Annotated in this window: 17 protein-coding genes and 3 tRNA genes; 8 read left to right on the top strand and 12 right to left on the bottom strand. The window is 35.1% G+C overall.

Translation table 11 applies throughout. The features are described 5' to 3' along the window. Positions 1-126 precede the first annotated feature (126 nt). The 5 genes from TDSAC_RS07765 (at position 127) to TDSAC_RS07740 (ending at position 6,856) form a co-directional block, all read left to right on the top strand. A complete protein-coding gene (locus TDSAC_RS07765; protein WP_108309742.1) occupies positions 127-915 on the top strand; it encodes a DUF169 domain-containing protein in 789 nt (262 codons plus the stop codon). A gap of 40 nt (positions 916-955) precedes the next feature. Next, positions 956-1,987 carry a sulfite exporter TauE/SafE family protein gene (locus TDSAC_RS07760; RefSeq protein WP_108309740.1) on the top strand — a complete coding sequence of 344 codons (1,032 nt, stop codon included), beginning with the start codon at positions 956-958 and terminating at the stop codon, positions 1,985-1,987. A gap of 488 nt (positions 1,988-2,475) precedes the next feature. Continuing rightward, positions 2,476-4,356 carry a carbon starvation CstA family protein gene (locus tag TDSAC_RS07750; RefSeq protein ID WP_108309736.1) on the top strand — a complete coding sequence of 627 codons (1,881 nt, stop codon included), beginning with the start codon at positions 2,476-2,478 and terminating at the stop codon, positions 4,354-4,356. A gap of 312 nt (positions 4,357-4,668) precedes the next feature. Beyond that, positions 4,669-5,445: a vitamin K epoxide reductase family protein gene (locus tag TDSAC_RS07745; RefSeq protein ID WP_199919769.1), complete on the top strand. Its 777-nt coding sequence runs from the start codon at positions 4,669-4,671 to the stop codon at positions 5,443-5,445. 37 nt (positions 5,446-5,482) lie between these two features. Continuing rightward, complete coding sequence (locus TDSAC_RS07740) at positions 5,483-6,856, top strand: sodium-dependent transporter (protein WP_108309732.1); 1,374 nt, start codon at positions 5,483-5,485, stop codon at positions 6,854-6,856. A 12-nt stretch (positions 6,857-6,868) separates the two neighbouring features. Here the strand turns inward: TDSAC_RS07740 and TDSAC_RS07735 are convergent, their stop codons facing one another. Then, on the bottom strand, positions 6,869-7,534 hold the full coding sequence (locus TDSAC_RS07735; protein ID WP_108309730.1) for a Crp/Fnr family transcriptional regulator: 666 nt from the start codon (positions 7,532-7,534) through the stop codon (positions 6,869-6,871). Positions 7,535-7,673: 139 nt separating this feature from the next. Between TDSAC_RS07735 and hcp the strand changes: the two genes are divergently transcribed. After that, positions 7,674-9,302, top strand: coding sequence for a hydroxylamine reductase (hcp, locus tag TDSAC_RS07730; protein WP_108309728.1), 1,629 nt, complete (start codon positions 7,674-7,676; stop codon positions 9,300-9,302). A 67-nt stretch (positions 9,303-9,369) separates the two neighbouring features. Here hcp and TDSAC_RS07725 read toward each other — a convergent pair whose 3' ends face one another. Both TDSAC_RS07725 and TDSAC_RS07720 read right to left on the bottom strand, forming a co-directional pair. Then, entirely contained in the window at positions 9,370-11,388 is a 2,019-nt protein-coding gene (locus tag TDSAC_RS07725) for a biotin/lipoyl-containing protein (RefSeq protein WP_108309725.1), read from the bottom strand. 9 nt (positions 11,389-11,397) lie between these two features. After that, positions 11,398-12,855, bottom strand: a complete 1,458-nt coding sequence (locus TDSAC_RS07720) for an acetyl-CoA carboxylase biotin carboxylase subunit (protein WP_108309723.1) — start codon at positions 12,853-12,855, stop codon at positions 11,398-11,400. A gap of 157 nt (positions 12,856-13,012) precedes the next feature. Here TDSAC_RS07720 and TDSAC_RS07715 point away from each other — a divergent pair, with 157 nt between their 5' ends. Both TDSAC_RS07715 and TDSAC_RS07710 read left to right on the top strand, forming a co-directional pair. Further along, positions 13,013-13,417 (top strand): YidH family protein, encoded by a 405-nt coding sequence (locus TDSAC_RS07715; protein ID WP_108309721.1) that lies wholly within the window; start codon positions 13,013-13,015, stop codon positions 13,415-13,417. Positions 13,418-13,440: 23 nt separating this feature from the next. Continuing rightward, positions 13,441-13,827, top strand: coding sequence for a YidH family protein (locus TDSAC_RS07710; RefSeq protein ID WP_108309719.1), 387 nt, complete (start codon positions 13,441-13,443; stop codon positions 13,825-13,827). Here the strand turns inward: TDSAC_RS07710 and TDSAC_RS07705 are convergent. The 9 genes from TDSAC_RS07705 to TDSAC_RS07665 all read right to left on the bottom strand — a co-directional run bounded on the left by TDSAC_RS07705 (position 13,824) and on the right by TDSAC_RS07665 (position 20,879). After that, a complete protein-coding gene (locus tag TDSAC_RS07705; RefSeq protein WP_108309717.1) occupies positions 13,824-14,570 on the bottom strand; it encodes an ABC transporter permease in 747 nt (248 codons plus the stop codon). The two genes, TDSAC_RS07710 and TDSAC_RS07705, sit on opposite strands and share 4 nt — an antisense overlap. Further along, positions 14,567-15,442, bottom strand: a complete 876-nt coding sequence (locus TDSAC_RS07700; RefSeq protein ID WP_108309715.1) for an ABC transporter ATP-binding protein — start codon at positions 15,440-15,442, stop codon at positions 14,567-14,569. The genes TDSAC_RS07705 and TDSAC_RS07700 overlap by 4 nt, the downstream gene beginning before the upstream one ends. Before the next feature lie 89 nt (positions 15,443-15,531). Next, on the bottom strand, positions 15,532-15,978 hold the full coding sequence (locus TDSAC_RS07695) for a CGGC domain-containing protein (protein ID WP_108309713.1): 447 nt from the start codon (positions 15,976-15,978) through the stop codon (positions 15,532-15,534). A 52-nt stretch (positions 15,979-16,030) separates the two neighbouring features. Beyond that, a tRNA-Leu gene (locus tag TDSAC_RS07690) sits at positions 16,031-16,115 on the bottom strand. A gap of 9 nt (positions 16,116-16,124) precedes the next feature. Beyond that, positions 16,125-16,199 (bottom strand) — tRNA-Cys (locus tag TDSAC_RS07685). Between the two features lie 8 nt (positions 16,200-16,207). Beyond that, a tRNA-Gly gene (locus tag TDSAC_RS07680) sits at positions 16,208-16,282 on the bottom strand. Positions 16,283-16,336: 54 nt separating this feature from the next. Then, on the bottom strand, positions 16,337-18,091 hold the full coding sequence (locus TDSAC_RS07675) for a chloride channel protein (protein ID WP_234405741.1): 1,755 nt from the start codon (positions 18,089-18,091) through the stop codon (positions 16,337-16,339). Positions 18,092-18,105: 14 nt separating this feature from the next. After that, on the bottom strand, positions 18,106-18,606 hold the full coding sequence (locus TDSAC_RS07670) for a hypothetical protein (protein ID WP_108309711.1): 501 nt from the start codon (positions 18,604-18,606) through the stop codon (positions 18,106-18,108). Positions 18,607-18,677: 71 nt separating this feature from the next. Continuing rightward, positions 18,678-20,879: a methyl-accepting chemotaxis protein gene (locus TDSAC_RS07665; protein WP_108309709.1), complete on the bottom strand. Its 2,202-nt coding sequence runs from the start codon at positions 20,877-20,879 to the stop codon at positions 18,678-18,680. Positions 20,880-21,050: the final 171 nt, after the last annotated feature.

Raw genomic sequence — 21,050 nt, 5'->3', positions numbered from 1 at the left:
AATATATTTTACTATACAATTATAGTGTAATATAGATGACATTTTTTAGCAATAGATATGACTGAAAAATTTTTTATAAAAAATAATAATTTATATATTAAGCATATTAATAAATTAGGAGGGATTATGAAAAACTATTCTGAGATTCAAGACTTTCTTATGAAAGAATTTAGGTTTATGCATTTTCCTGTAGCTGTGAAATTTATTTTTAAAGATGAAGAATTACAGGATTTTAAAAAAAATGTAAAGGATTATTACGTGCCAAATAAGCCTCTTACCTTTTGTCAGGCAGAAATTGGGCCAAGAATGAAAGGGATTACAGTTCTGCAGGAAAAAGAAGCTTTGGGTTGTTCTAATGCAGCGTATGTATTTGGGTGGAAGGGTTTTGATGAGGCAGAGGTAAAGAGTCATTTAAAGTATGTAAGAGATATGAAACAGGCTGAAAAATTTCTTCTTTCTAAGCCACGATTAGAAGAAGGAAAATTAAAGGCGATTGTAGTTTCTCCTCTTGGAAAAACCTATTTTGACCCAGATGTCGTTCATTTCTATTGTGATAATATGCAAGCTTATCAACTTAGCGTGGGTTGGATGGCACTAAGAGATATTCATCCAATGAAACCGAATGTTACGATGAACTCTGCAGCTTGTGCTGGTAATGTTTATGTTTATAATACGAAACTTGCTTCAACACATCCCGCTTGCAGTGGTAGTTATAACGCTGGTAAGACTGAGAGAGGCGAGACTAACGTAGTAATTCCTGGCGAAGATATAAAAGATTTGGTTTCCTGGTTCAATGAGAGAATTGAAAAGTATGGGAGCGTATCTATAGTAAGACCTGGAGATGAATTTCCTGGTTCAGATGTTTGTAAAAATTGTCCATTAATAGTATTTAGAAAGGGAGAAGTTGCTAATTAGTTCTTTATCAAAATTTATAATATCTTAGAAAGGAGGCAATATGATCTTTCCAGTAGATTGGCTTCAAATTGGTGATCAAAAGGTTCAGATTGATGCAGTAGTATATTTTCTTTGGTCAATTTGGAACGGTTGGATTATGGCAACTGTAGGTGCTTTTGGGGGTATTATGGCAGGTTTTGGCCATATTTCTGTATTGGGTCTTGGTGCAAAGGCTAGTTCTTTAAAAGGCATAAAGGCTTCAGTTGGTGGTAAAGAAATAGATTCAGGTAAGTATTTGTCAGATAATATAAGGTTATCTAACTCACTTATTACAAGCGTAAACACTACTATGGGTACCATACAGTGGTTTTTGAACAAGAGACTGATCTGGACTGCTGGTCTTGCTATGGGTATTGGCAGCGTATTAGGAGCTCAAGCGGGGGTATGGCTTACAGGTGGAAAGCTAAACATGTCAAGCGTTATAGGCATATTTGGTTGTCTTACGCTTCTTGTGTCTATATTTATGTTTTATCAGGTAACCCCCTTTGCAGCAAAGACAAAGAGCAAAGGTAAAGATGCCGCAAAAAGATTCCAGGAGGAAGTAAAGAAGTTAAAAGCTGAAGGACGTCTTAGTGAATTAAAAGGTATTGAAAACCTAAAGCTTGGATTAGCAGCAGTAGAATTTGACTTCTTTGGAGAACACTTCAAAGTAAAAAACTTCGGACCTTTTTTGTTTGGCGTAGTGGTAGGATTTATATCTGCTGTTGCTGGTGTAGGAGGAGGATTTCTTTATGTTCCATTCCTCTCAATAGTTCTTGGACTTCCCTTCTATATTGTTCCAGGCGCATCTGTAATGGCAGTAACCCTTGGCATGCTTTCAACAATAGTAGGTTGGTTAATGTTTGGCATAAAGATAGCTCCACCAATTCTTATAGGCATGGCAGGAATACTAATTGGAGCATATATTGGTCCTAAGACACAGAAGTATTTGCCAATGAATTTTCTTTATATTCTTTTTGGAGTTCTTGCAGTATATGTAGGATTTGGATATATATTAAAGGGCTTTTTCGCAATAAATCTCCCAGGAGTATAAAAGGCTTTGATACTCTTTGTAGTATAATATAAATAATAATATTAAACTAAAAGGGAGTGAGAGAAATGGCCCTTAACAAAATTGATTCTGGATCTCTACCGAATATTACACAAAATACAGCACCCAATAAAAAGGCGAGTCTTTTTGAAACAATGGTAAACCAACAGGTATCCAAACTAACGCAAAACTCTAAACCGTTAAAAGAAAGCAGTAATACTTCAAACTTACGCTCAAAAACAAATACTGTGCAAAATAGTAATTTAGTCTAAATAGTTTAAAGTTTTTCTCTTAAGAGGAAGAGAAATCTTCCTCTTTTTTTATTATTATTAGAAAAGATATATAAGATAATTCAGAATATTCTTATCAATTTATTATTTTAGAAAATACTTTGTATAATGTTAAATAGAGAATTTTATAGAAAGAGGGTGGAAAATGCTCACAAAATTTTTTTGATATTAGTTTTATAAAAAAGATGGGGGTAATAGAATATGAAAATGAGTGTAGTTTTGCCTGTTGTTTTACTTTGTGCACTTGCTTTATTTGCTCTTTCTTTTCTTATGAGTGTTCCAAGCGCAATTTTACTTCTGGTTTTTGGATTCTGTTTATGGGCGGTTGGATATAGATATTACAGTGCCTGGCTCGCTGCCAAAGTAATGTGCTTAGATGCGGGTAGAGAGACGCCTGCCTGTAAAATTAATGACGGAAGAGATTATGTGCCCACAAATAAATATGTTTTATTTGGGCATCAATTTGCGGCTATTGCAGGAGCAGGGCCATTGATTGGACCGGTTCTTGCTGCGCAGTGGGGCTTTATGCCTGGACTTCTTTGGATCGTTTTAGGTGCTGTGATAGCTGGTGCTACACATGATTTTGTTGTTTTAGTCTTATCTGTAAGACAGGGCGGTTTGTCTATTGCAGAAATTGCTAGAAAAGAAATCTCTACTCCTACTGGTAGAGTAATGTCACTTGCAATATTTCTTATAATGGTTCTCACTCTTGCTGGTTTAAGCATTGCGGTAGTAAATGCTCTCAAGGGTTCTCCCTGGGGGACAGTTACTGTAGGTCTAACAATTCCAATTGCATTTCTGATGGGGTTTTGGATGTTTCATTTTAGACCTGGAAAAATAGGTGAAGCCTCTTTAATTGGAGTTATATTATTGTTTGTTGCAACATGGCTTGGGAGTATTGTGCCTGGTACAGAGTTTGCGAAATACTTTACTTATAGCGAACAAACAATGAAAATTTTGCTTCCAACTTACGCTTTTTTTGCATCTGTACTTCCAGTTTGGATGCTTCTTTTGCCAAGAGACTATTTGTCCAGTTATATGAAGATAGGTGTAGCAGTGGCGATTGCTCTGGGAGTATTAATAGCTCATCCAATGCTACAAATGCCGCCATTCACTAAATTTATAAGTGGAGGAGGTCCAATCATTCCGGGTCCACTATTCCCATATTTATTTATAACAATAGCTTGTGGCGCTATATCTGGTTTTCACTGTATGGTTGGAACTGGTACTACACCGAAAATGCTGAGTTGTGAAACTGATGCAAGATTTATTGGGTATGGCGCAATGATAATGGAAAGCTTTGTTGCTGCCCTTGCTTTAATTGCTGCTTGTGTGTTGCCTGTAGGAGACTATTTTGCTATAAATACTGCACCTGCTGTTTTTCAGAAACTTGGTATGCATACCCAGCAAGTTGCTTATATTTCTCAATTGGTAGGAGAAAATCTTGTAGGTAGACCGGGTGGTGCTGTTTCTCTTGCAGCAGGTATAGCTTATATTTTCGATAATGTTCCGTTTCTTACTGGTATGATGGGTTATTGGTATCACTTTATAATTATGTTTGAGGCAATGTTTATATTATCTGCAGTAGATGCGGGTACAAGGGTTGGAAGATATCTTTTACAAGAATTTTTGGGTATATTTGTTCCAAAATTCAAAGATATACACTGGAATTTCGGTATTGTGTTAACTGGTTTTTTGGTTTCGTTTTTCTGGGGCTACCTTCTTTACTCTGGCAATGTTTCCACCATATGGCCTATGTTTGGTGCATCAAACCAGCTTTTGGCCTGTCTTGCGCTCTTGATTGCTACTACTGAAATTTTAAGAAGAACAAGAAAGATATCTTATTCTTTGGTCACAATGATCCCTGGTGCCTTTATGGTAACGATCACATTTACTGCAGCATGGATGAATTTTGCCAATATATTCTTGCCGATGGCACAGAAGGGGAATGTAGCAGGAGTAATTAACGCATTTTTGTCAATATTACTCCTTGCTATGGGAATATGGGTACTTTTCGATTCAATAAGAGTTTGGTTAAAGATACTTTCGGGATCTGACGCTGTAAAATCTACAAGCGATTAATAGTTATTTTTGGCAGGAGAAGTATTTTTCTCCTGCCGTTTTTATACTTTTTTATAAAAATGTGTTATATTTACTTAATTCTTTGTTGGAGGAAGCTTTATTAAATCGAGGATATTATTTCTAATTGTATTATTTTCTTTATGTTTTAAAACAGGGTATGCTTATGCCTCAAACAAAGTCAATGTAGTTCTTTTTTGGAGTCCAACATGCCCTCACTGTCATGACGTAATAGAAAATGTACTTCCTCCAATTCAGGAAAAATTTAAAGATAGATTGTTGATTACTTATATAATGCTTTACAAAGAGAGTCAGGTGAAACCTTTTTATAATTTAGCAGCTGAATATGGTATTAAGAAAAGCGATGTTGGAGTTCCCTTTATGATTATAGGTAACAGGGTATTAATAGGAACCGATGAAATAAAAAAAGATTTGCCAGATTTAATTCAGGATGGTATTAATCATGGCGGCATACCTTTTCCTGAAAGAGTACTTCACTCTGAGTTTTCTAAATATGTAGATATTAATATAATTGAAAATGAAAATTCTGAAGGAAAGCCTTTTGCAATTTTTACATTTTTCTTTTTGGTAATAGTCTCTTCATATTCAATTTTGACGTTTAAATTTAAGAATTTAACGAAATATGCAATTTTTCTCAAATATATCAAAAAATTCTTAACATTAGTATTTATATTAATAGGTCTCTTAATTTCTATTTATTTATTTCATCTGGAAACAACCAATTCTTCTGGAGTGTGTATATTATTTTCAGGTTGTAATACGGTGCAAAGAAGTTCATTCTCTCATATTTTTGGCATAATTCCGTTAGCATTACTGGAGATATTGTTATTTATTAGTTTATTTGGTTTCTGGATAAATTCTTTTATCTTAAAAAGAGACAAAATATTTTACTTTGATTTAAATAAAATAGTTTTTTGGATTACCTTTTTGGCTGTTATTGTTGCTATTTATCTGACAATTCTTGAAATATTTATAGTAAAAGCTGCTTGCGTTTACTGTTTAATATCATCTATAATATTAGGCTTGTTGTTAATTCTCTTTAATCCAAATTTTGATAGGATTAACAACTAATTAAAACAACTTTTTAAAACAGGAAGGAGCAAAGGTTTTGTCTTCAGGTTCAAAAAAAAGAGAAACGTTTTCTTCTGGGATTGCTGTTTTCTTTGCTGCACTTGGATCTGCTGTAGGATTAGGCAACATTTGGAAATTTCCCTATTTGACTGGCATTTTTGGAGGCGGAGCATTTTTATTAGTTTATATTCTTTGCGTTATATTTGTCGGCATACCTGTAATGCTTGCCGAATTTTTCATTGGGAGAAACACCCGTTCTAACGTAATTGGGGCTTTTAAGAAATTGGCTCCGGGTACAATGTGGAAGCATGTAGGTACTATGGGAGTGATAGCTGCATATTTAATTATGTTTTTTTATAGCTGTGTAGCTGGATGGGTTTATTGTTACCTATTTAAATCTATAAGAGGGGATTTTGTTGGTATTACCTTGGAGAGCGCAAAGGTTCAATTTACTCAAACTATAATAGGACCTCTTACGCCAATTCTCTGGCAGTCAATTGTTATGGTAGCTGTTGGATCGATTCTTATTATGGGCGTTCAGAAAGGGATTGAAAGAGTTACCAAAACGCTTATGCCAGTTTTGTTTTTGTTGATCATAATTTGTGATATTAGAGCACTTACTCTTCCGGGAGCTTTTGATGGGGTTAAGTTTCTTTTCAACGTTGATTTTTCAAAACTAACTGCCGTTGCAATTTTGACAGCACTTGGGCTTTCGTTCTTTAAACTCTCTCTTGGTATGGGCACAATGGTTACTTATAGCAGCTATTTTACAAAAGATAACAATCTTTTTAGAACAGCATTTTCAGTTGCCTTTTCTGATACTCTTGTGTCTATTTTGGCAGGACTTGCTATCTTTCCTACGGTTTTTGCTTTTGGAATGCAGCCAGGAGCTGGTCCTGGGCTCTTGTTTATGACAATTCCACTTGTTTTTTCAAAAATACCCATGGGGAATTATTTGCTTATTGCTTTTTTCTTCCTCTCTTCAATTGCAGCTACCACTGCAATGCTCTCTCTTGTAGAGGTGTTAGTGGCATACTATACTGAAGAGTTTGGTATATCAAGAAAAGCTGCAAGTATTGTAAACTCAACAATAATCGTAATAATAGGTTCAACTGCTGCTCTTTCAGTTGACGCCAATTCTCTTTTGGGTTCTATAAAGTTTTTTGGGAAGGGATTTTTTGATTGGTATGACTATATTTCTTCAAATATTTTATTACCCATAGGTGGATTTTTTATTGCAATATTTGTTGGATATATTATGAACCGTAAAGCAGTTTTGGATGAATTTTCAAATAATTTTCTAAAACTTAAATTTGCTACTGAGATATATCTCTTTGTTCTAAAAACTATAACGCCAATATTGCTTATTATAATATTTTTAAATTCTATAGGCATTATTAACTTTAAATAGAGCACCTAATAGTTATATTCCCCATGCCTGTTTTTTTAAACCTTCTTCGTCTAATATTGTGACAATCTTGTTATTTGTGGAGATAATATTTAGATTTTGAAATTTTGTAAATATCCTTGAAAGTGTTTCGGGCATCGTGCCAAAATATTTTGAGAGTTCAGCTCTGGTAAGTGGCAATTCTATCTTTGAGCTTTTTTGAGCTTCTTTTTGGTACAAAAGATAAGATGCTAATCTACCAGAAACTTCTTTTAAGGACAAAGCTTCAATAAGAGAGGTAAAATTTCTAAGTCTAAAGGATACAGCTGATAATATGTTCATTGTGAGATTTGGATTGTTTATTATAAGATTTTTGAAGCCCTCTCTGTCAATTGCTAAAAGAGTGCACTTCTCAATACATTGGGCGTTTGCAGGATAATCAAGTCCTGCAAACATTGGTGCTTCAGCAATCAAATCTCCAGAAGTCATTATGTGAAGTATTTGTTCTTTTCCGGATGGAGAAATTTTAAAAACCTTCATTTTGCCACTTAAAACTATAAATAGGTTTAACGCCAGACTTCCCTCAGTAAAAAGTATTTGGTTATTATCTAGTTCTATTTTATGAGAGATATTTAAAATTTTTGCTATGTCTTCGTTGCTTAAGTTTTTAAAAAAAACGTTGGATCTAAGAATTTTATCCATTAATTATACGTTCTCCTTAAATAATTGTTTTCTATATAATTTTACTATATTGATCTAAATCAATGATTTGTTATCTTTAAAGTTTTATCCTAATTTCTTGATAAAAGATAAAAAAATAAATGAAGGAGAGTGACTTATAATGTTTTGTTATCAATGTGAACAAGCAGCAAAGGGGGTAGGATGTGAAATTCAGGGAGTTTGTGGTAAAGATGAAACTACGAGCAGCTTGCAAGATCTATTGATATTTTCTTTGGAAAGCCTTTCATCTGTAATTCAAAGTGCAAAAGAAGTAGGAATAGATGTAGATGAGAAGCTAGGACACTTTGTTTGTCAGGCATTATTTTCAACACTAACAAATGTAGATTTTGATCCAGAAAGATTGAAAGAGTGGATCAAATTAGCGCAGAAGAAAAGAGATGATTTAAAAAAGGCTGTAACCGAAAATCATGAAATTGAATTTCCTGATATTGCTAACTTTAAGTTTGCAAACAACATTCCAGAATTAGAAGCTCAAGGAAAAAAGTTTGGATTAAAAAATGATCCAGAAACAGATCCAGATAAGAGAGCCTTGAAACATACTATACTTTTTGGTTTAAAGGGCATAGCAGCTTATGCCGATCACGCAGCGATTTTGGGAGAATCTAGCAAGGATCTCTATGAATATATGTTTAGAACCCTTTTTGATCTTACGAGAAATGATATATCTTTAGAGGATTGGGTGACTAGAACTCTCGAAGTAGGGAAATACAATCTTCTTGCTATGGAACTTCTTGATAGAGCAAATACAAAAACTTATGGCGATCCTGTCCCAACAACAGTTCCTCTCGGTCACAAGAAAGGAAAGGCAATATTGGTTTCAGGACACGATTTGAAAGATTTAGAAGAAATTTTGAAACAAAGTCAGGACAAAGGCATTTATGTTTATACCCATGGCGAGATGCTTCCTACTCATGGTTATCCGTTGTTAAAAGAAAAATATCCTCATTTTTATGGGCACTTTGGAACTGCATGGCAAAATCAAATAAAAGAATTTCCTCACTTCCCCGGCCCAATAGTTATGACTACAAACTGTATTCAAAGGCCACAAAAAAGTTATTTTAACAATATTTTTACAACAGGTGTGGTAGCCTGGCCAGGCGTTAAACACATCACAAATTATGACTATTCTTTAGTTATTCAGAAAGCTCTTGAAATGGAAGGATTTGAAGAGGATCTCGATAATGGTTCTGTAATGGTTGGTTTTGGTAGGAAAACGCTTCTTTTGGCAGCCTCAAAGGTCGTAGATCTTGTGAAGAACAAAAAAATAAGACACTTTTTCCTTGTAGGAGGATGTGATGGTGCAAAACCAGGAAGATCTTATTATTCTGAATTTGTAGAAAAAGTACCTGAAGACTGCATTGTATTGACTCTTGCCTGTGGGAAATTTAGATTTTTTGATAAAAAGTTGGGTGAAATTGATGGGCTTCCCAGACTTATAGATGTTGGGCAATGTAATGATGCATATTCAGCAGTAGTACTTGCTGATGCTTTGGCAAAAGCGTTTAATGTAGGGGTTAACGATTTGCCGCTTTCTTTGATACTCTCATGGTATGAGCAAAAAGCAGTGGCAATTTTACTGAGTCTATTGTACCTTGGGATAAAAAATATAAAACTAGGGCCATCTTTGCCTGCTTTTATAACACCAAACGTCCTTGATGTGTTGGTGAAAAACTTTAATATTGCTCCAATCAAAACTCCTGATGAAGATCTCAAAGCAATTTTAGGATAGCCGTTTAAGAAAGAGCCGTGAGTACTGTAATAACAGGCGCGGCTCTTCTTTCTTTATTATTAAATTTTTAAATTTGTTTTAGTACAAATAGAAGCTGGTTTTCTACCACACTTTCGTTAAGATTTACACATATTTCTTTTATCATGCAGTCAAATGGCGCAAGAAGGGGGGTTTCCATTTTCATAGCTTCGAGATTTGCTATTTCTTCACCTTTGTGGTATATGTCTCCTACTTTTATAGGGTCTCTTTTTGGATTACCAAGTCTCCAGATATTACCATTGATGGGAGAACCAAGCTCATTAGAACCTTTTGCAAATCTAATTTCCTTTTTCTTTGCTCTTGGCGTTTCGACTTTATATACTCTAGTTTTGTTGTTTACCTCCATAACTACGTGAATAATGCCTTCATGTTCTTTCCCTATAGAAACTAATTCAAGGGTATAAGGCTTTTCAGAGAAAGTAAATTCTACTTTATCTCCTGGATTCTTCAATCCGTTGATAAAAACGTTTGTTGGAAGTACTATTGGAGCATCTCCATATTTTTCTCTAAAATTAATCATTTCTATAGCATCCTTTGGGTGCATTAGATAAAGAATAAACTCTTCTTCTGAAGGTAATCTTGAAATTTTTTCTTTCAACTCTTCTCTTGTTCTTTCTAGATCCTCTTCTTCAATATGTTCTAATGGCGACACGTCAACTCTTGATTTTATTTTTTCTTCCCATTCATCTGAAAAAGTGCTTTGATAAACCCAATCATCAGGCCATCCTACAGGAAGTTTTCCATAAAGTCCGAGAAGCAAATTCTTAAAATCGCCTGGCGCATTTTTAAAAAGTTCTAACAATTCATTTTTTTCTTCATCGTTCATTTCTTCAAATTTACAATTCTTTTCTTCAACGAATTTTTCTAAAAGTCTTATGATATGAGTTACTCCAGCTTCACCTCTCTCTTTTGAATATCTATTAATTATTCCGCTACACGTAACCCAGGTTATTTGCGATCCAGGAGTTACATCAAAATATTTAACTATTCTATTGTAAAGAGACATTAATTTTAATATATGTGGCATTAGGTTTAAAAAACCGCCTTTTTGAGCTTGTTCAAAAGAACTAGGAAAAGCTCCACCAGGCATTTTGTGTTTAGTTACAAAATAGTCAAACCCTTTAAAGGGGGACTCAGCCCATTCGTAATGCTTTATCCATTCTCTTACTGTTTGAATTGCCTCAAAAGCTGCCTTGGTGTTTAGGTGAACGTTTATTCCAGATTCTGTAAGGTATGCATAGGTGCTCATAATTGGAGGTTGTCCGTAAAACCTAACTAATGAGTCTTCCTCTACGTCTATTATTTTTGCACCTGCTTGGGCTGCTGCAAGGTATGCCGGAAGAGCAAGTCCATCTGTAGTATGTCTGTGGTAGTGAATTACCAGGTCTGGATATTTTTGTTTTATAGAATCTATTAAGCTATATATTCTTTTTGGGCTACCAACTCCTGCCATATCCTTTATGCATAGTATTATTTCATTTATTCCAGAACAAAGAGAAACAATTTCATCGACTGTTTTTAGATAATATTCGTTTGTAGCCCATTCTACCTCGGTAAACGAGATTGCAGGTTCGAAAAGCTTTCCTCTACTCATTACTACCTCTGCAACTGTTTTCATGTTTCTTATGTCATTTAAAAAGGAAAAGCATCTCCAAACGTCAATATCAACTTTAGAAACAACATATTCGATTACGTTTTTTGGATACGGTCTGTATCCCCAAAGATTGGTTTCTCTTACTAGGGTTTGAAGTAATACATTAGGCATTAATTCTCTGTATATCTCTATTTCTTCAAAGGGCGATTCTTTTCTGTTCATTACCCCCACATGCCATCTTGCGCCCCCATGACATTCTGAACTGAAAAGACCCATTTTGTTATAAAGTGGCGCAAGTGTTTTAAGATCATAGATTCTGTGTCTATTCTTAAAATCTGATTGACCTGCATCTCTCATGCCTGTGGAAGTAAAACAAACCCCATTTAGATTTCTGACGCTCTTTACTACTTCTGAAGGACTCATTCCAGGTTTGACAAAAATATATTCAGACATAACCTCACCTCACATCCACTTTTGTTGGCCAAGTGCGCTTATTTCTGCAACGTAACGGGCAATCTTTAAGACTTCATCTTCCGGGTCTCTTTCTTTGAAAGATGATACCAATTCGTCCATATGTTCTTCGATGAATCTAGTTGAAAACTCTCCCGAAATAAATTTTGGGTGCCTTAGTATACTAAGAAGAAGTGGAGCAATTGTCTTAACTCCTTCAACTCTTAATCCTCTAGATAAGGCCCTGTCCATTGTTCTTATTGCATCTGTTCTATCTGCTCCAGCACTAATTAAGAGCATAAACATTGAATCATAAAAGGGAGGTATGGATGCACCCTCATATGCGCCAGGAGAAATTCTTATACCTGGTCCATGTGGAACCTGAAGTCTTGTGATTCTTCCGAAAGATGGAGAGAAGTTTTTAGGGTCTTCAGCGTTTAACCTACACTCTATTGACCACCTATTTTGATGTATGTCTGATTGGTTGAAAGGTAATTTTTTACCTTCCGCTATGTCTATCATTAAGCTCACAATATCAAGTCCAGTTGAGAGTTCTGTAATACCATGTTCCACCTGAAGCCTTGTATTTACTTCGAGAAAATAGAATTTTTTTGTGTTTGAGTCGTATAAAAATTCTACTGTTCCAGCAGATGTATAACCAATCTCTCTCATAAACCTTACTGCTGTAAAACATATTTCTTGTCTGAGAGTGTCGTCAAGGCTTGGAGATGGTGTTTCTTCAATGATTTTTTGATTTCTCCTTTGAATTGTGCATTCTCTTTCGAAAAGATGACATATAGAGCCATATTCATCGGCTATAATTTGGACTTCTATATGCCTTCCTCTTTCTATGTATTTTTCTACAAGAACTTTATCATCACCAAAGGACTTAAGTGCTTCAGATTTTACCTGGGTAAATGCGCTTTGGATGTCCTCTGTCTTTTCAACCTTTAGCATGCCCTTGCCTCCGCCGCCAGCTGAGGCTTTAACTAAAATTGGGAAAGATACATCTTCTTCCTTCATCCAATTTATAATTTCTTCATAACTTTTGGCATTGTCTATGCCGGGTATTACAGGAACATTTGCACGTTTTGCCCATTTTTTTGCCTCTATCTTATCTCCCATAGATTTTATAACTTTTGGCTTTGGCCCGATCCATATAAGTCCTGCATCTATAACTCTTTGAGCAAATATGTGATTTTCTGAGAGAAATCCCCATCCTGGGTGCACAGCATTGCATCCAGTTTTTAAAGCTGCCTCAATTATTGCATCCATATTTAGATAGGATTTTATTGGTGGAGCTTCTCCGATATGTACTGCAGAATCAGATGAGAGCACGTGTAATCCCAATCTATCAGGAGTACTATATACAGCTGTAGTTGGGATCTTTTTATCTCTGCATGTGTGCATCACCCTTACTGCACTAACTCCTCGATTTGCAATAAGTACCTTTTTTATTTTTCTTTCCATCGTTATACACACCCTTTTCTGCAGTATATTAGTGCATATTATATATGCAAAAGTTAAATTTTGTTAATATTTATTATTTGATAAACTTTATTTCATATAAAATAATTTTTGTTTTATAATTAATTAAATTTATATAGTATGGGGTGAAGTAAAGTTGATGAATCTTCTTAGAAAAATTCTTCGTCTTGAAGAAGATAGGATGACTTATGTGGATCCAAGATTTGCGATGGCTGCTGTCAGGACATTTTTGGCATGGGTCAGGACAGCTTTTAATATGTTGGGTTTTGGTATTGCTCTTGATAAAGTAGATGTTTGGCTTCAAACTCAACCAGGTATTTCTTCATACATAAGGGGGACGGTAGGTTCAATACATATAATTGTTATCTTACTTCTCTTGATGTCAGTTTGCACAATACTTGCTGGTGCAATAGACTATGTCCAAAATGTAAGAAAGATAAGAGCAGGATATTTTCAATGTTCTCCAGAATACCATATAGGATATATGTCTTTCGTTGTAGCTGTTTTATTGGTTTTGGTTTTATTTGTTCTTATAAGGGCATAGTTCATTAAAAAGAGGTTAATAACTTGTTTCTTGGAAGAAAAAATAATATAAAAGAAGAAGATGCCAAAGAAAGTATGGCTGCTGTCAGAACGCTTCTTTCCTGGATTAGGACATCACTTGGATTGATGGCGTTTAGCGTTCTCCTTGATAGATTCGATCTCTTTATCCACTATCTTGGTCCCACATTTGGCATCCCTGAAGAGAAGAGTCTATATCTTTATTGGGTGGCTGTTGTTTTTGCGGGGCTTTCTTTTTTAACTGTTATTGTCGGGCTCATAGATTATATCGTTGTGAAAAGAAGAATTGAATTGGGAGAGTATAGATCGAATGCTTTTATTTATATTTTTTATACGCTTATAGTAATCTTTGTTTTGAGTATTTTGGGGTATAGTGTATTTATTCATCGCTAATTTATCAACCTAATTTTTAAAAACTTGATTCCCAAAATTGTGAAGATTACTGTTATTATCAACAATATTATTATATTTATTATGTCTAGTGATTGACCAAGATAAAATTCTCTTGAAATCTTCACTGCATAATATAAAGGAAAAAGAGTTTTTAGAATTATTTTTAGAAATATTGGTAATATATTAATAGGGAAATATGTTCCAGAGAACAATATCATTGGATTTATGTATACAAAATAAAGATAATCAAAAAACATTATATTAGGCACTACTGAAGTAAAAAACATGCCAATTGATGCAAACGTTAACCCAAGAAGTGGCAAAACTAAAATTATTATTAAAAAGCTTAAATTTTTTATTAATCCAAAACAAGACAAGACAAAAATTACTATTATTGCATATAGCGTTCCTCTAAAAGCCCCCCAAAGCATTTCCCCCAAAACAATGTCTTTTACTGTAGCGTTTGTAGATAGCCAGGCTGTATATATGTTTTCGTAATACATCCTTACAAAGGCATTGTAAGTTGTTTCAAAAAATGAACCGTATAAAACGCTTATAACAACCATTGCAGGCGCTATAAATTCAACATAAGATAAACCCTCAACACTGGGAATAAATTTTCCTATACCAAAGCCAAAGGCTAAAAGAAAAAGTAAAGGATCTATCCCACTTATCAATGTGCCCCAGGCTCGCTTTTTAAATGAGATAATATTTCTTTTGAATATTATTAAAAATGGTATCAAACTTTTTCTCCAGTAAGATACAAAAAGAGATCGTCAAGAGTAGTTTCTCTTATTGTACATGGTTCTATCCCAAATAATTTTAGCTTTGAAAGCAAACCTTCTTTGTTTGACGTGAAAATAAAGGTTTTGTCTTCATATATATAACTTTTGTAGCTTTCAATTGATATCCTTTTTTTTATTTCAAATACAAAATTTTCAAGGATATTTTTTATAAGATCCTGCGGATTTCCGCTTAAAATCAACTTACCCTTATTTAGAAAGGCAATTGTATCTGCCAAAAAACTTGCTTCTTCCATATAGTGTGTAGTAAATATTGTTGATACGTTTTGGGATTTTAAACCGATTATTATATCCCAAAATTGTCTTCTGATAGATGGATCAAGTCCAACAGTAGGTTCATCCAGGATTAATAGCTTGGGATCGGTTAAAAGTGCCCTTAAAAGCATAATCTTTCTTTTTGTGCCGCCAGAGAGATTTCTTATATCTTCGTGTTTATATTTATCAAGTCCGAATTTCTGCAGCAGATTTAAAGATCTCTCTTTAGCAATTTTTATGTTTAAGCCACATAGTTCTGAGTGTACTATAAGGTTTTCAAGTACATTGATGTCTTGGTCTAAATTGTTTTCTTGAGGAACCAAACCAATTTTATTTTTTATTTTTTTAAACTCATCTGTGCTTCTTCCAAAGATTTTTATCTTTCCAGAGTTAGCTTTTGAAAAACCAGATATTATTTTTGTAAGCGTGGTCTTTCCTGAACCGTTTGGTCCAATGAGAGAGAATATCTGCCCTTCTTCCAACGAGAAGCTAATCCCTTCAAGGACTTTTAGCTTTTTATAATATTTTGTTAATGATTCAACTTGAATAACGCTCATCTAACTTCGAATACTTTTTATAGCGTTTCTTGGCATAAATATCCATAAAAAGTATTCGCTTGACAAAGTGGATTGTTTATTAAAAATTTTTAGTCGTAAGATAGGCGAACTTTTTCATTGGTTAAGGTTAGCTTAATTATTTCACGCCATTCTTGGTTATCGTATGTCCCCAATTTTGAGTGTGTTTTAAGGTATTTTTCTGGAATAGGATGTGTACCTATTACTGCCGGGATCTTATATTTTTCTTCTATAAAAGATTTGAAGTAATTGATGTACGGGCATGGAGGATAGCCTACAATTAGTCCAGTTGCAAGGTGAATCGCATTGACGCCATTTTTTATCATCTCTTCAGGTGCATATTCAATATTTCCGCCCGGACAACCGCCGCATGAGGTATATCCAGCAATCTCAACTTCCTTGTCCTTGTAGATCGAGAAGGCACCTTCTCGATCTTGCAAAGACCTAAAACACTTGCCCCCTGCACACGACCTGTAGCGATCGCAAATAATTATCCCAACTTTTACTTTGTCGCTCATTTTTACTTCCCTAAAATTTTATTTTTTTAAATCTTTATTCTACAAGATAAAATGGTGCCGGGGGTGGGACTCGAACCCACACGGGGGATGCCCGACGGATTTTAAGTCCGTTGCGTCTGCCATTTCGCCACCCCGGCATTTGATTTTGGAGGCGACGCCCAGATTCGAACTGGGGAATGAGGGCTTTGCAGGCCCTTGCCTTACCGCTTGGCCACGTCGCCATATTAACTGGAGCGGGCGAAGGGGCTCGAACCCTCAACCCTCGGCTTGGGAAGCCGATGCTCTACCATTGAACTACGCCCGCTAATAAACATTTTATGTATTTGAATTATATCAAATAATTTAACATTTGCAAACTTTATTCTGAACTTTCTTTGCCGATATTATTAAAGTAAGTTTCTAATACTTTTTCTCTCGTAATCATGCCCAATAGTACGTTTTTATCTACAACTGGCAAAAAAGATATGTCGTTTTTATACATTAAAGATAGGGCATTGTAAAGGCTATCCTCTGGGGATATTATTATTGCAGGTGAATTCATTATATCTGCAACTTTTTTATCCTTTCCTCCTTCGCAGTTGTTTAATAGATCCTGATTACAAACAACACCAACTAATGAATTGTTTTGAGCCGAGCAAACAGGCATTCCTGATATCTTGTGTTTTTTTAAAGTTTCTGCGGCAGCTTTTATACTGTCTTCCTCAGTTACAATAGGGACATCTTTTATTAATATTTCTTTTGTTTTTATCTTGTCAAGAATAGGCTTATAGTAGTCAAATTTGTGGGCTGGAGATTCGGATGGTGATTTTACCTGGCTCTTATATATAGTATTTTTACCAACTATGACGTACGATATGGCAACTGCTATCATCGCAGGAATCGTTAGTACATATCCGCCTGTCATTTCGCTAACCATAAACATTACTGCAAGAGGGCATCTTGCTACTCCTCCGAACAGTGCCATCATGCCTATAACCATAAAAACCTCTGGTATATATGAAATGTGAAGAGGTGACAAGCTAATGATCTTCCATAAGGCAAGTCCAACCATACTGCCAATAAATAGCCCTGGCGCAAAAACGCCGCCGCTTCCCCCTGAGCCTATTGTTAGAGACGTCGCGATTATTTTTAGAAAAATTATAGCTATTACAATTTCTAATGGAATTGAGTTATTCATTCCTATTTGAATCCAACCATAGCCCATGCTAAGAATTTGCGGATATAACATGCCGATTAGCCCAACAATTAGACCTCCTATTGCAGGTTTGAAGGTGTTAGGAATCTTTATTTTTTTAAATAAAGCTGTTGTTCCATAAAAAGTTTTTGTATATAGAATTCCGATAAGGCCGCATAATAAACCGAGAATAGCAAAATATACAAGGCTTTGAGGGGAAAAAGAGTAATTAGTAGGGAATTTGCCAAATATTGGAGTGTATCCTTTATAAGAAGCAAATATTACATACCCTATCAAGGATGCAACGAAAGATGGTATAAGTGCGTCTATCTCGAAGCCATCTAAATAAAGTATTTCAGTGCTCAGAAGCGCTCCGCCAAGTGGGGCTTTGAAAATTGAACCTATTCCTGCTCCTATCCCAACTACTACCGCAAGTCGTCTGTCCTTAACGCTCAAATTTAAGCTTTGTGCTACTATTGAGCCTATTCCTGCTGCTATTTGTGCTGTGGGACCCTCTCTTCCTGCGCTCCCTCCGCTTCCAATTGTTATTGCCGATGCAATTGTTTTTATAAGGGGGATGCGTTTTCGTATTATCCCCTTTTTGTTGTGAAATGCGTCAATTGCTGCGTCTGTGCCATGTCCCTCTGCTTCTGGTGCGAACTTATAAACCAAGAAGCCACTTAAAAGACCACCAATTGTAGTAGATACTGGAATCATCCAATACCTTAATATGGGGACTATCTTTGTAACTCCTTCTCCTGCAGGAGAAGGAGGATAGCATCCTGCACTGAGACCCAGAAATAAATACGTACAAAATTGTATAGCGCTGTAGAAAAATATTGCGCCCAGTCCGCCAGCAATTCCTATTATGACGCTTAAGAATCCCCACTTCTTTATATATTGGACTTGTTCTTCGTCCATATCAATCAGTCTGTTCAAAAGTGCCTCCTAAGTTATTCTAAAAATTTTGATATTAAACTTTCCCTTTCGTTTTGGCCTTTACTTAATATGTTCTCGACATCGCCTTTGTCTATTTTCTCATAGGATTCTATAAATGATTGTCCTAATTTCTTTATCTTTCTAATGAAATATTCTTCTCCTCCTTCATCAAACATTATTGATTTGAATTTTGGACTAAGTACCTTTGTAATCTGGATTTCGATATCTTTACCATCTTTATACGATAGGATTATTTCTTCTTTAAATGGATTTTGCAAGTCTTTAAAAAGATTGCCCTCTGTAGCGTGAAGGATGGCCTCTTTGAAATCTACTTCGTGTTTTTTTTCGATGTTTTTATGTTTGACGTTAAAGTAAGCTCTCTCGTTTTCAAAATCAATTTGCATGTCTACTATGTATGGTTCGTCAGATACTCCAATATTTAATTTCCATTCTTTGTGAGCAATACTACCTTCAAAATTCCATCCGTAGCTTTTTAGTCTTTCTGTTTTAGTCATAGTTACCCCTTAAAGAAATAACCAGAGGATAGACCCCGGGTTATTTGAAATTTTATTAATATTAATTATTATTAAACTTTAAACTTCTTTACCTCTTCAGATATCTTTTCTGTATTTTCCATAAGATTTTTCGAGATTTCCTCGAACTCTTTTACTATTTTATCACTTTCTTCTGTTGTAGATGCGAGCTCCTGTGCTGAAGCTGATGATTCTTCCGAGATCGCAGCAAGGCTTTCTATTTCATTAGATATTTCTTTTGATGAAGCTGCCATTTCCTGTGCTGAGGCAGTGTATTCTTCTGATAGGGCAGCAAGGTTGCTAACGTTTAGGTTTACCGTTGATAGGTTAGCAATTAGTTGTGCTCCTATCTTTTCTCTTTGTTCTAAGAGAGATCCTATCTTGTCTATAGATGTGAGTATTGCCTGGAAAGTCTTTGACGTAGACTCTGAGGCTTCTAATCCTGTGGTTACGTCGTTTAAGGTATCTTGCATAGAGTCCATTGCATTTCTCGTTTCCTTGTTGGTTTCGCTTATTATTAAAGCTATTTCATTTGCAGCCTTTTGAGATTCCTCTGCTAACTTTCTTACTTCATCTGCAACCACTGCAAAGCCTCTGCCCGCATCTCCTGCTCTTGCAGCTTCTATTGCAGCATTTAGAGCTAAGAGATTTGTCTGGTCTGAGATGTTTGATATCAGATCTACAATTTTTCCAATATCCTCAGATTTCCTGCTAAGAGATTGTATTACCTCTGCCAACTTCTTGACAGATTCAAGGCTCTTGTGAGAGCTCTCATTTGTCTTTGTCATAAGGATGTTGCCGTCCTGAGCCTTGTCCTTCATTGACACAGACAGATCTGTGAGTTCTTTGTTGCTCTTCTTTGTCTCTTCCATAATTGAGTTTATCTGATCTATCATCTGGGCAATCTGCTCTGTATTGTTTGCCTGTTCTTCTGCTCCCTTTGCAATTGCCTGAGTAGTGCTTGAGAAGGTGTTTACTTTATTAGAGAGCGTCTGAGCTATCTTTGATATCTCCTCTGCTCCATGTGCTGTATTCGAAGCTGCCTGAGAAACTTCTCCTGATGAACGAGACAATATAGTTGCGTTTTCTTTTACCCTTTCAGATGCGCTCTGTAAGTCTGACACAAGGTTTTTTAGACTCTGTATTACAGACTTTGTATTTTCTGCCATCTTCTTGGTGCTCTGTGAAAGAAGTCCTAGTTCACCAAAGTAATTGGTATTTATATCTACATTTAAGTCTCCTTCTGAAATCTTCTTGTTTACTTCCACTATCTCTGAAAGAGGCTTTGTAATGCTTTTTGATATGAACTTAAATATTATGAGAGATATTATAGATATTACTATTATGGCTATAAGTATAATTATGAGAAGGTTGTAAAGTCCTGAGTAGAAATCAGACAATAAAACAGGGATTGCTAATATCCACCCAGTAGAGGGAATTCTATCCCAAACAAGTATCTTGTCCTGTCCAAGAAAACTATAGGTGCCATATCCTGTGGACTCGCTTACTACTCTCTTGCCAAGTTCAGCAAGTGATGGAGTTATTAGTTTGCTAACATTTGTAATATTTTCTTTCATAACCATTTCTTTAAGAGGATGTACTACAAAGAGGCCACTTTTGTCAAGCAAAAAGCCATATCCTGACTTTCCAAATTTTATATTTGATATCATCTCGTCTATTGCATCAGCTTTTACAGCATCTGCTACAATGCCTATTATCTTTCCTGACTGATTTAATACAGGTACAGCAATTACAAATATCTTTTTCCCTGTGCTTTTGGATATTAGCAGAGATGATGTTGTAGTTTTTCCTGTGGACATGACCTCTTTGAAATAGTCTCTATCCGATAAATTCGCATTGGCTGGCCCTGTGTTTGTAATATAACTGCCATCAGTTTTTACAAAGAATATAAGCTCAGCTTCTGGAAACATTGGAAAGACTGAGCTTAACGTGTTTAATATGGTTTTTTCATCATTAGTTTGAAATGATGGATTTTTTGCAAGATTTTGAAGAGCTTCAATTCTATTTGTTATGTAATTGTTTATCCCTGCAACTGAATCCTTTGCGGTTTCTTGCATTGCAGCAATTGTTTGGTCTTTTACGCTTTCCTTGATTACGAAATATGAAACTAGCATAATAGATGTACCAAAAATTACGATAATTAGAATTGCCGATAGTGTTAATCTTAAACTTATGGTATGCCATAATTTAGCATAATTAAATTTGGATAATTTTTTATTATTATCGTTTTTCATTTCTATCCTCCTTATATTAAGTAAACCTAAATATAACACAATTTATAAAATTTCAAAAATATATAAATAATTTAACATAATATTAAGATGATATAGATTTTTTATAATTATTTGAATTGTCATTCAATTCTTAATATTGATTTTTTCTTGATTTTCTCTTGTATACCAAAT

The sequence above is a fragment of the Thermodesulfobium acidiphilum genome, from assembly GCF_003057965.1.
GTDB lineage: Bacteria > Thermodesulfobiota > Thermodesulfobiia > Thermodesulfobiales > Thermodesulfobiaceae > Thermodesulfobium > Thermodesulfobium acidiphilum.
This window is presented reverse-complemented; position numbering and strand designations above follow the sequence as displayed.